Below are 11,506 nucleotides of genomic sequence, written 5' to 3' on the forward strand. Positions count from 1 at the left end.
TCTCCTCCCGCCCCTGCCGCCAGAACCCGGAGGAACCCTCACCATGCCCACCGCCCGCAGCATCGTGCTGTTCGACCTCTTCGGGGTCATCGCCCGCCATCAACGCCCGGGTGCCCTGGGGAAGATGGCCGCCCGCTGCCACACACCCACCGACGCCTTCGCCACGGCCTACTGGGCCTGCCGCCCGCCCTACGACGCCGGCCGGCAGTCCGCGCCCGAGTACTGGACCGCCGTACTGCGACGGCTGTCCCTGCCCGTCGAGGCAGACACCATCGAGGAACTGCGCCTCACCGACATCGACAGCTGGTCACGCGTCGACGACCGGATGGTCGCCTACGCCCAGTCCCTCCGCGGCGTCGCCGAGGTCGCCTTGCTGTCCAACATCCCCTCGGACCACGCGGACGCCTTCCTCGCCGCGCAGCCCTGGCTGCACCATCTGGACCACGTGGCCTTCTCCGGGAAGATCAAAGCGGCGAAGCCGGCCCCAGCGGCCTTCCGGCACTGCGTCGTCGCCATGCGGGCCGCGCCGGCCGACTTCCTCTTCGTCGACGACCGCGAGGAGAACGTACGCGCCGCGCAGGCCATGGGTATGCACGGACACGTCTTCACCGATCGCGACGAGCTGGCAGCAGTCATCGACACCTGGTTGCCGCCTCGATGACGCACGTGGAAATGACACATCCGTCACCACCTGACTCCTGGACCAACTGTCCTGGTACCCGGGACCGGCAACCGCATCAACGCGTCGGAGGCGGTACGCCGACTCCGGCCGGCCAAGACCGAAGGGAGATGCCAGGTTCGTGAGACTGAGCGGCGCACTATGCGCTCCACTGCTGCCCGGCATCCCTGACCTGCCATGGTCGGCGACAGCCTTCTCTGCCGGGAGCCTCGTCCGTGCCGTGCTGTCCCATGAAGCCACTCGCGCACCCGGCGGTCAGGATGGCTGGACCTGGTCGAAGAGGGCGATGGCTTCGGCGGGGTCCGGGCTCACGACGCGTTCCAGGCCGGCCTTCGTGATCTTCGCCCACCTGCCGGCCCGTGCCCACATCTGTTCCTCGAAGGCGCGGACGGTCTCGTCCAGATCTCCAGGGCCGGTGGCGATGGACTCGGCGAGTTCGGCGCCTTCCAGCATCGCGAGGTTCGCGCCCACCCCCAGTGGGGGCATCAGATGGGCGGCGTCGCCCAGTAGCGTCACCCCGAAGACGTGGGTCCAGGTATGGGACACGGGCAGGACGTAGAAGGGGCGGTGGACGAAAGCGGTGCCGTTGCGGAGGAGGTCGAGGAGGGGAGCGGCCCAGCCGTCGAACAGAGCCAGCAGGCTCGCTCGCACGGCCTCGACGTCGGCCAGGTCCAGGTTCGTGTGCCAGTCCAGCGGCGCGCGGAATTTGGTGTTCACCTTCACGTGGCCGCCGCTGTTGCGCTGGGCGACGAGGCTTCGGTTCACGCCGTACACAGCCAGGGAACCGTCGCCAATCAGCCGGGCGAGGTCAGGGTGGCGGGTGTCGACGTCGTCGAGGGAGGTCTCGATCGAGGTGACGCCGGTGTAGTGCGGCGCCACCGCCGAGACCGCCGGGCGGACCCGGGACCAGGCGCCGTCCGCGCCGACCACGAGGTCGAACGTCTCCTGTCGCCCGTCTTCGAAATGGACCAGTGCGCCGTCCCCGGTCCCCGGCACCACCTGCGTCACGCCCCGTCCCCAGTGGACGTCGAGGGGGCCGAGCAGCAGGTCACGGAGTTGCCCGCGGTCGATCTCGGGATTGGCCCGGTCATCTGGACGGGGTTGCCAGTCGCGCAGGACGGTCCCGTCGGTGTCCAGGATGCGCATGGCCTGCCCCTCGGGACGAGACAGCGCCTGGAACTCCGCCAGCAGCCCCGCCTTGTGCAGTGCGAGCTGGCCCAGCCCTTCGTGCAGGTCCAGCGTGCCGCCCGGGGGGCGGGCGTCGGGGGCGGGATCGCGTTCGAGGACGGTGACGGGGTGGCCATGGCGGTGCAGGACGCGGGCGAAGGTCAGGCCGGCAGGGCCGCTCCCGACCACTGCGATGCGATGTCTCATGTCGATACACTGTATTTCTTCAGTACGACGCATCGCAACGGTACGGTGGCCACTATGACTGTGTGGGACCGACCGGAGCCGCCGCCTCGCCCCGTGCCGCTCGACCGGGAGCGGATCGTCGCCGCCGCCATCGCGCTGGCCGACGAGGGCGGGCTGGAAGCGGTGTCGTTGCGCAAGGTCGCCGCCCGGCTGAACGCCGGCCCGATGCGGCTGTACGGATACATCTCCACCAAGGAGGATCTGTTCGACCTCATGGTGGACGAGGTCCAGGCCGAGATTCTCCCCGAGGAACAGCCCGGTGACTGGCGGGAGGCGCTGCGCGTCCTCGCCCATCGCACCAGGCAGGCCGCTCTCCGTCACGAATGGCTGGCCGACCTGCTCGGCGGCCGCCCGACCCTGGGCCCGAACGGCCTCGCCGTGACCGAGGCCAAGCTGGCCGCCCTCGACGGTCTCGCCGACGTCGACACCGTCATGCGCGCCGTGGAGACTGTCAGCGCCTACTTCACTGGCGCGATCAGGCGCGAGATCGCGAACCTGCGGGCCGAGCACGCCACGGGCCTGTCCAAGCGCGACTGGCAGCGCGCCTCCGGCCCGCATGTGACGAGCATGTTGGCCACGGGCCGCTTCCCGGCGCTGGCCAAGGCCGTGTACGACGGCACGGACGTGGACGCCGGGACATCCTTCGCGACCGGCCTGGACTGGGTCCTCGACGCCGTGGCCGCCAAACTCACCCGGCCCCCGGCGTGACCCTCAGCTCTTGCCGAATGTGAGCGGGGCCAGGGTCGGTGTCCACGGGCCGTGCCGGCTTGCCCCCGCCACCACTTCACAACGTTGGTGCTGCAGTTGGAACGCCGGGAGCGTCCGCCGCCGACGCCGGCACCGCCTGCGGCGACCCCGAGGCCATCAAGCTCAACGACAACTCCGGCTCTCCCCGCAAGCGGCACGAGGCTGCTGGAGCGGCTCGGGCGGTCCAGGACCGTGGGATTCGGCGACGGGACGGCTGCGGCCGAGCGTGGCGGTACGGGCAGGGATCGCCACCCTGATCGGCGCGACGAGCAGGTGACGGGCCGGGGATGCGGGACTGTGGTGGTGAGGCGTCCGTGCCTCAGTCCAGCAGGCCCGGTTCCCATACCGATTCCAGCAGGTCGGACAGTCGCGCCGTGTCGGCTGCCGTCCAGCCCGGTGGCTGCGTGATCCGCGCCCACGCGGTCGTCGGCATCGTGCCGTAGCGGTGGCCGTATCCGTCCGGCACGCTGTCGGCGCCGGCCAGGTCGCAGGCCACCTGCCAGAACGTGAGCAGCGGGTACCAGCGCATCGCCGGTGAGACGTCCCGGGCGCGTGGGCGGTCCAGCCAGTCCGGCTGGTGGAAGGCGAGGCCGGGTGACCACCAGACGACGGGGTCGGAGCCGTTCTGGAGGTAGACCGCGCGGGGCTCTCCCCAGGGCGCGGGCGGGATGCCGTAGTCCGCCGGCACCTGCGCGAAGCGCACCACCGCACCGTCGTCGACCACCGGCCGCCACTCGGGGCTGCCCGGCCGCCGCTGCGCGGTGACCCTCTTCCACAGGGGGTTGTCGTAGGTCGGCCCGACGAACAGCGCGCCGTCGGTCTTCGAGGTGAGGGTGGCCAGGGAGCCGTCGAGGGCGGACTCCATGGAGAAGGAGCCGAGGCTCTCGCCGTAGAGGAGGAGCCGGGGGCGGGAGTCGGCCGGGAGGGTTCGCCACTTGTCGTAGACGGCGTCGAAGAGGGCCCGCCCGGTGGCGGCGGCCTCGTCCTCGGTGAGGGCGGAGACCCAGCTGGGCAGGTAGGAGTACTGCATGGCGACCTCGGCGGTGTCGCCGCCCCACATGTACTCCAGGGGTTTGCTGCCCTGGTCGTTGATCCAGCCGGTGCCGGTGGTGCCCATCACGGCGAGGATCTTCCGGGAGAAGCCGCCGGTGCGTTCGAGTTCGCGTACGGCGAGGTCGGCGCGTTCGTCGAGGGTGTCGGCGGTGCGCAGGCCGACGTAGACACGTACCGGGTCCTTGGCCGGGCGGCCGGTGAAGGCGGTGATGTCGGCGCGGGTGGTGGCCTTGCCGACGAAGTCGCGGCCCCGGGCGCCGAGGGTGTCCCAGTGGGCGGCGGACCGGGGGGTGCCGGAGAGGGTGGGCAGGCCGGGCTGGTGGACGCCCTCGGTGGTGTCCTGGTCGGCGAGGGACGCGGCGCTCTCGATCGCGTCCAGCGCCCCGCGCAGCAGGAAGCCCTGGACGACGCCGACGATCACGAACGCGGCGAGGGCGACCCCGGTGGCGTACGCGAGCGGGCGTGGGACGTGGACGCCGAGCGGGCGGGCGACGAGGCGGGTGCCGAGCCGTACCGTGCGGCCGATCAGGAGCAGTACCGTGCCAACGAGCACGGCGACGACCGGGACCAGCGCCCACTGCCACCAGACCACCTGCGGGGGCAGGGTGACAGCGCGCCGGGCCTCGCCCTGCCAGTGGACGCTCCAGGCGGTGACGGCGACGACCGCGGCCGACCCGAGGGCCCCGAGGGCCGCCCAGCAGATCCTGCGGACGCGCGGACGGATCCGGAAGCCGGCCCAGCGGAGCAGAAACCGGGCGAGTGTCTCCAGTAGTGCGCCGACGGCGTATCCGACGACCGCCGAGACGCCGGCGACGAGTCCCTGGAGCCACCAGGCGCGCGGGAGCAGGGACGGGGTGAGGGAAAGGCAGTAGCACAGGACCGCCACGGCGATCCCGCACCAGCACGGCCGGCGCCGAACCACCCGGCCGGGGCCCGCGTGCCGGCGCACCCGTTCCGTCATCCGCCGGGTCCAGTCCCTCGTACGATTCAGAGTCCTGCCCGCAACACCCACTTGGCCACCTCGGCACCACGATCGGCCACCGCACCCGCCGCCGCATCCGGACGGTCCCCGAGGCCATCCCCCTGGGTGACAAAAGGTGCAGAGCGGTCAGGGGTATCCCATCGTGGTGGGCATGGCGCAGGCCCAGACGACCGAGAGTCCCCGCTCCTCGCCGCCTGCGGCCAAGCTGACGCTGCCCACGCTGACCGCGATGGTGGTCGGTTCGATGGTCGGCGCCGGGGTGTTCTCGCTGCCGCGCCGGTTCGCCGAGGAGACCGGTGTCGCGGGCGCGCTGATCGCCTGGGTGATCGCGGGTGCGGGCATGCTGATGCTGGCCCTGGTCTTCCAGACGCTGGCGCTGCGCAGGACCGACCTGGACGCGGGTGTGTACGCCTATGCGAAGGCGGGGTTCGGCGAATACCTGGGGTTCTTCTCGGCGTTCGGCTACTGGGCGAGCGCCTGCGTCGGGAACGTCACCTACTGGGTGCTGATCATGTCCACGTTGGGCGCGCTGTGGCCGGCTCTCGGCGAGGGCGACACCGTGCTGGCGGCCGCCCTGTCGACGATCGGACTGTGGGCGTTCTTCCTGTTGATCCGGCGGGGCGTGAAGGAGGCCGCCACGGTCAACAGGATCGTCACGGTCGCGAAGATCGTGCCGATCCTGGTCTTCGTGATCCTGGCGCTCTTCTCCTTCAAGGCGGACGTCTTCGCCGCCAACTTCCACGGCGCCGACTACGCGGGCTCCCTCTTCGACCAGGTCCGCGGGACCATGCTGGCCACGGTGTTCGTCTTCCTCGGGGTGGAGGGCGCCAGCGTCTACTCTCGGCATGCCGAGCGGCGCGCCGACGTGGGCCGGGCCACCCTGCTGGGTTTCCTGAGCGTCTTCTGCGTCTTCGCGTCCGTGACGATCGTGTCGTACGGCCTGCTGCCGATGAGCGAGATCGCCGAGCTGCGTCAGCCCTCGATGGCCGGGGTGCTGGAGCACGCGGTCGGCACCTGGGGGCAGGTCTTCGTCAGCGTGGGGCTGATCGTCTCGGTGCTCGGCGCGTATCTGGCGTGGACGCTGATGGCCGCCGAGGTGCTGTTCGTGGCCGCCAAGGACGACGACATGCCGCGTTTCCTGCGCCGGTCGACCGCCGGGGACGTGCCCGAGCCGGCGCTGCTGATGACCACCCTGCTGTCCCAGGTGGTGCTGGTGGTCACGCTGTTCTCGGATGACGCCTTCGACTTCGCGCTGGACCTGACCAGTGCGCTGTCGCTGATCCCGTATCTGCTGGCGGCCGCGTTCGCCGCGAAGATCGCCTGGCCCGCGCGGCGCCGCGGCGAGCTGGTCGTCGGCCTGCTCGCCACGGTCTACACGGCGTTCCTCGTCTACGCGGCCGGCCCGAAGTACCTCCTCGTCTCCTTCGTCGTCTACGCCCCGGCGACCGTCCTGTTCGTGATGGCCCGCCGGGAGCAGGGCCGACGGCTGTTCTCGCCGCGTGAACTCGTCGTCCTGGCCGTCTCGGTCGCCGGAGCGGTGGTCGGGATCCTCGCTCTGGCGCTCGGCTGGATCAGTCTCTGAGCCCTCTGGAAGGTGCACCGTGAGCAGTCAAGCCCCCACCACCCGGGCCGCGTTCGGCGTCCACTCCGAGGTCGGCAGGCTGCGCAGAGTGCTCGTCTGCGCACCGGGACTGGCGCACCGCAGGCTCACTCCGACCAACTCCGACGACCTGCTCTTCGACGACGTGATGTGGGTGGAGAACGCCCAGCGCGACCACGCCGACTTCGTCAACAAGCTCCGCGAACGGGACGTGGACGTGGTCGAGTTGCACGACCTGCTCGCAGGGACCGTGACGATTCCGGCGGCCCGGGACTGGCTGCTGGACCGGAAGATCGTCGCCAACCAGGTGGGGCTCGGCCTGATCGACTCCACCCGCGCCTTTCTGGAGGCCCTCGAACCCGCCCAGCTGGCCCGGTACTTGATCGGCGGCCTGGCCACCGTCGACCTGCCCGACGAGTACCGCACCGGCTATGTCGCCCTCGCCCGCGAATCCACCGGTGCCCGCGAGTACCTGATGCCGCCGCTGCCCAACACCCTCTACACCCGCGACACCACGTGCTGGCTCTACGGCGGACTCACCCTCAACCCGCTGTACTGGCCGGCCCGGCACGACGAGACCCTCCTGATGAAGGCGGTCTACACCTTCCATCCCGGGTACAAGGACGCCACGGTGTGGTGGGGCGATCCCGAACTCGACTGGGGGCAGGCGACGTTCGAGGGCGGTGACATCATGCCCGTCGGCAACGGCGTCGTCCTGATGGGCATGAGCGAGCGCACCTCGCGGCAGGCCGTCACCCAGGTCGCCAAGGCGCTCTTCGACAACGGGGCGGCCCAGCAGGTGATCGTCGCCGGGATGCCCAGGCTGCGGTCCGCCATGCACCTCGACACGGTGTTCACCTTCGCCGACCGCGACCTCGTCACCCTCTACCCGGCCATCATGGACGGGGTGCACACCTTCTCGCTGCGGCCCGGCGACAAGGCGCCCGGCATAGAACTGACCGACGAGGCCAGCACCCCGTTCGTCGACGTCGTCGCCAAGGCGCTGGGGCTGCCGGAGCTGCGTGTCGTCGAGACCGGCGGTGACGTGTACGCCTCCGAGCGGCAGCAGTGGGACAGCGGCGACAACGCGGTCGCGCTGGAGCCGGGCGTGGTCTTCACCTACGACCGCAACACCCAGACCAACACGCTGCTGCGCAAGGCGGGCGTCGAGGTCATCACCATCGTCGGGGCCGAACTGGGCCGGGGGCGGGGCGGCGGGCACTGCATGACCTGCCCGCTGCTGCGCGACCCGGTGGAGTTCTGACGCCCCCCGGCCCGGACCCGGAGATGCCGGTCTCCCGGCTCCCCACCCGGGCCGCACTGGTGGCGGCGGTGACCGTGCTGGTGGCGGCCAACCTGCTGGACAACCGCTGGGCCCGGTCCTGGATCCTGCTGACCGCGGTCGTCGCCTCGGCGGCCCTGGTGGCGCTGCTGTTCTGCGCCGGGGGCGACTGGGCCGAGCTGGGGCTGGGCCGGAACACACTGGCGGACGGGGTGCGTTGGGCGGTCGCCCTGATCGGGATCGTCGCGGCGGTCTATCTGTGCGGGGCGCTTCTCCCGGTCACCCGGGGACTGTTCGCGGACCAGCGGACCAACGCGCTGAGCGGTGCGGAGATCGCCTTCAAGGCGCTGGTCGCGGTGCCCGTGGGGACCGTACTGCTGGAGGAGATCGCCTTCCGCGGGGTGCTGTTCGCGCTGCTGTGCCGGCTGCGCACGGCGACGACGGCCGCCGTCCTGTCCTCCGTGCTGTTCGGCCTCTGGCACATCCTGCCCTCGCTGAACCTCAACAAGGACAAGCCGACGCTGGGTTCGCTCTTCGGGCAGTCGGTCGCCGGGGCGGTCCTGGTGGACATCGGGGCCGTGCTGTTCACCGCCGTGGCGGGCTGTCTGCTGTGCTGGCTGCGCGACCGCAGCGGCTCCCTGCTGGCGCCGATGGCCCTGCACTGGGCGGTCAACGCGCTGGGCTACGCGGTGGGATTCCTGCTGCGCTAGGGGCTGACATGCGGGAGCCCACGGCGCTGACACAGCACGCGCCGGGGCCCCAGCGCTCACACACAGCACGCACCGGGCCTGCCACGCTGACACAGCAGACACAGCAGACACCGGGGCCTGCCGCGCCGACGCATGCCGTACCGGGGCCTGCTGCGCCGGCGCGTGCCGTATCGGGCAGACTCGCGGCATGGAGACTGCGGAGTATCTTCAGATCCTGGACCTGGAGGGCCGGTCGCTGGCCGCGGCCGCCGTGGCGGCGGGCCTCGACGCCGAGGTGCCGACCTGCCCGGACTGGCGGGTGCGTGACCTGCTGCGGCACACGGGCACCATCCACCGGTGGGCCGCCGGTGTCGTCGCCGACGCCCATCCCGAACCCCGGCCCATCCCCGACCCGCCCGACCTCGACGGCACCGAACTGACCACCTGGTTCCAGGACGGCCACCGCGACCTCGTCGACACCCTGGCCGGTGCGCCGCGGAACGTGACGTGCTGGACCTTCCACCCCGCCCCCGTCCCCTCGGCGCTCACCTTCTGGCTGCGCCGGCAGGCCCATGAGACGACCGTCCACCGATACGACGCCGAGGCCGCCCGGGGCGGGCCGGCGTCCCCGATCGCCGCCGACTTCGCGGTCGACGGCATCGACGAACTGCTGCGCGGCTTCCACGCCCGCTCCCGCAGCCGGGTCCGCTCCGCGTACCCGCGGGTGCTCCAGGTGCGCGCCGAGGACCGGGACGCGGTCTGGACCGTACGGCTGTCGGAGCAGCCGCCCGTCACGGAACCCGGCGCACTCCCTGAGGCGATGGCCGAACTCTCCGGTCCTGCCGACGAGTTGTACCTGGCGCTGTGGAACCGGGTACCGGTGCCGAAGGTGACCGGCGACCCGGAACTGGCCGACCTGTGGCGCACCAGGTCCGGGATTTGACCGCCGGTCCTAGCCAGCCAGCATCCGGGTGAGCACCGCGCGCTGCACCGGCAGCACCTCGCCGTGCAGCGCGCGCCCCTTGCCCGTGAGCGCCACCCGCACACCCCGCCGGTCCTCCGGGCACATGGCCCGCTCGACCAGGCCGTCCTTCTCGAGCCGGGCGACCAGCCGGGACAGCGCGCTCTGGCTGAGGTGCACCCGCTCGGCGATCTCCTGGACGCGGTAGCTGCAAACGCCGTCCGTCGTCGGACTGTCGGAGAGCAGGTCGAGGACCTCGAAGTCACTGGCGCACAGCCCGTGGCCGTGCAGGGCGCGGTCGAGTTCGCACTGGGTCCGGGCGTGCAGGGCCAGCATGTCCCGCCACTGCTCCACGAGTGTTTGCTCGGGCTTCTTCGCCGCCATCCCCGCACCGTAGCAGAGAAACGGAATTGTTGCATCGTAATTAAATGCGTTCGCATTCGATGCATGTGCATGTAGTGTCTGTGGGCATGACCTCTCCGCTCACCGCCCCTGCTCCCGAGGGACGCTGGACTCCCCGCCTCTGGGGCACCCTGCTGGTGCTCTGCGCCGCGATGTTCCTGGACGCCCTGGACGTGTCGATGGTCGGCGTCGCACTGCCGTCGATCGGCTCCGACCTGCACCTGTCGACCTCGACACTGCAATGGATCGTCAGCGGCTACATCCTGGGCTACGGCGGCCTACTGCTGCTCGGCGGCCGGACCGCCGACCTGCTGGGCCGGCGCCAGGTGTTCCTCGTGGCCCTCGGCGTCTTCGCACTCGCCTCGCTGCTCGGCGGCCTGGTCGACTCGGGCCCGCTGCTGATCGCCAGCCGCTTCATCAAGGGCCTCAGCGCGGCCTTCACCGCTCCGGCCGGCCTCTCGATCATCACGACCACGTTCCCGGAGGGCCCGCTGCGCAACCGCGCCCTCGCCATCTACACCACCTGCGCGGCCACCGGCTTCTCCATGGGCCTGGTGCTGTCCGGCCTGCTCACCGAGGCCAGCTGGCGCCTCACCATGCTGCTGCCGGCGCCCATCGCCCTGATCGCCCTGGTCGCCGGTCTCCGGCTGCTGCCGCGCAGCGCCCGCGAACGCGACCACAACGGATACGACATCCCCGGCGCGATCCTCGGTACCGCCTCCATGCTGCTCCTGGTGTTCACCGTGGTGGAGGCCCCGCAGGTGGGCTGGGCATCGGCCCGCACCCTGCTGTCCTTCCTGGCCGTCGCCGTCCTGCTGACCGTCTTCGTCCGGGTCGAACGCCGCTCCCCCGGCCCGCTCATCCGGCTCGGCGTGCTGCGCTCCGGCAACCAGGTCCGCGCCCAGCTCGGCGCGGTCGCCTTCTTCGGCTCCTACGTCGGCTTCCAGTTCCTGACCACCCTGTACATGCAGTCCCTGCTCGGCTGGTCGGCGCTGCACACCGCCCTGGCCTTCCTGCCCGCGGGCGCGCTCGTGGCGGTGTCCTCGACCAAGGTCGGTGCGATCGTGGACCGCTTCGGCACCCCACGGCTGATCGCGGCGGGCTTCGCGTTCATGGTTCTCGGATACGCCCTGTTCCTGCGCGTCGACCTGGACCCGGTGTACGCGGCGGTGATCCTGCCGTCGATGCTGCTGATCGGCGCGGCCTGCGCGCTGGTCTTCCCCTCGCTCAACATCCAGGCCACCAACGGGGTCGACGACCACGAGCAGGGCATGGTCTCCGGGCTCCTCAACACCTCGGTGCAGGTGGGCGGCGCGATCTTCCTGGCGATCGTGACGGCCGTGGTCACCGCGGGCGCCCCGGCGCATGCGACCCCGCAGGCGATGCTCGACAGCTACCGCCCGGGCTTCATGGTGGTCGCGGGCGTGGCCCTCGCCGGCCTCCTGATCACCCTCACCGGACTGCGCGCCCCGCGCCGGCAGCAGACCGTCGTGATCGCCAAGTCCACCTCCCTGGAGGCGGAGCGCGTGTCCGTGCGCGACTGACGCGCGGCTGGCGCGCGCGGCTTATGCGCGACTGATGCGCGTGACGGGAGACGCCTCCGAACGTGGGGCCGGCCCGGGTGGGGGGGGAGACCCGCGCCCCCCAGGAGGAACAGCGTCATAAAAAAAAAAAAAATCACCAACAAACACACAAAAA

At 71.1% G+C, this 11,506-nt stretch carries 10 protein-coding genes; 7 read left to right on the plus strand and 3 right to left on the minus strand.

Translation table 11 applies throughout. The features are described from left to right. The first annotated feature begins 43 nt into the window (after nt 1-43). Nucleotides 44-661: an HAD-IA family hydrolase gene (locus tag ACFWXC_RS14775; RefSeq protein WP_384478481.1), complete on the plus strand. Its 618-nt coding sequence runs from the start codon at nt 44-46 to the stop codon at nt 659-661. A 273-nt stretch (nt 662-934) separates the two neighbouring features. Here ACFWXC_RS14775 and ACFWXC_RS14780 read toward each other — a convergent pair whose 3' ends face one another. Further along, nucleotides 935-2,053 (minus strand): FAD-dependent oxidoreductase, encoded by a 1,119-nt coding sequence (locus ACFWXC_RS14780; protein ID WP_384478483.1) that lies wholly within the window; start codon nt 2,051-2,053, stop codon nt 935-937. A gap of 54 nt (nt 2,054-2,107) precedes the next feature. Between ACFWXC_RS14780 and ACFWXC_RS14785 the strand changes: the two genes are divergently transcribed. Further along, nucleotides 2,108-2,800: a TetR/AcrR family transcriptional regulator gene (locus ACFWXC_RS14785; RefSeq protein WP_384478485.1), complete on the plus strand. Its 693-nt coding sequence runs from the start codon at nt 2,108-2,110 to the stop codon at nt 2,798-2,800. 358 nt (nt 2,801-3,158) lie between these two features. Here ACFWXC_RS14785 and ACFWXC_RS14790 read toward each other — a convergent pair whose 3' ends face one another. Further along, nucleotides 3,159-4,853, minus strand: a complete 1,695-nt coding sequence (locus ACFWXC_RS14790; protein ID WP_384478487.1) for an alpha/beta hydrolase — start codon at nt 4,851-4,853, stop codon at nt 3,159-3,161. Between the two features lie 172 nt (nt 4,854-5,025). On the opposite strand from ACFWXC_RS14790, the gene ACFWXC_RS14795 reads away from it, so the two are divergent. From ACFWXC_RS14795 to ACFWXC_RS14810, 4 genes are all read left to right on the plus strand, one after another. Beyond that, a complete protein-coding gene (locus ACFWXC_RS14795) occupies nt 5,026-6,456 on the plus strand; it encodes a basic amino acid/polyamine antiporter (RefSeq protein WP_384478490.1) in 1,431 nt (476 codons plus the stop codon). A 19-nt stretch (nt 6,457-6,475) separates the two neighbouring features. Further along, nucleotides 6,476-7,738 (plus strand): arginine deiminase, encoded by a 1,263-nt coding sequence (locus ACFWXC_RS14800; protein WP_384478493.1) that lies wholly within the window; start codon nt 6,476-6,478, stop codon nt 7,736-7,738. Between the two features lie 23 nt (nt 7,739-7,761). Further along, entirely contained in the window at nt 7,762-8,466 is a 705-nt protein-coding gene (locus tag ACFWXC_RS14805; protein ID WP_384478496.1) for a CPBP family intramembrane glutamic endopeptidase, read from the plus strand. Nucleotides 8,467-8,653: 187 nt separating this feature from the next. Then, nucleotides 8,654-9,388 carry a maleylpyruvate isomerase family mycothiol-dependent enzyme gene (locus tag ACFWXC_RS14810; RefSeq protein ID WP_384478499.1) on the plus strand — a complete coding sequence of 245 codons (735 nt, stop codon included), beginning with the start codon at nt 8,654-8,656 and terminating at the stop codon, nt 9,386-9,388. Between the two features lie 9 nt (nt 9,389-9,397). Here the strand turns inward: ACFWXC_RS14810 and ACFWXC_RS14815 are convergent, their stop codons facing one another. Further along, nucleotides 9,398-9,790: a MarR family winged helix-turn-helix transcriptional regulator gene (locus ACFWXC_RS14815; protein ID WP_384478502.1), complete on the minus strand. Its 393-nt coding sequence runs from the start codon at nt 9,788-9,790 to the stop codon at nt 9,398-9,400. A gap of 86 nt (nt 9,791-9,876) precedes the next feature. On the opposite strand from ACFWXC_RS14815, the gene ACFWXC_RS14820 reads away from it, so the two are divergent. Continuing rightward, complete coding sequence (locus tag ACFWXC_RS14820; RefSeq protein ID WP_384478505.1) at nt 9,877-11,352, plus strand: MFS transporter; 1,476 nt, start codon at nt 9,877-9,879, stop codon at nt 11,350-11,352. The last annotated feature ends 154 nt before the right edge of the window (nt 11,353-11,506 follow it).

Origin of the sequence: Streptomyces sp. NPDC058683, assembly GCF_042716195.1 — a bacterium.
Taxonomy (GTDB): domain Bacteria; phylum Actinomycetota; class Actinomycetes; order Streptomycetales; family Streptomycetaceae; genus Streptomyces.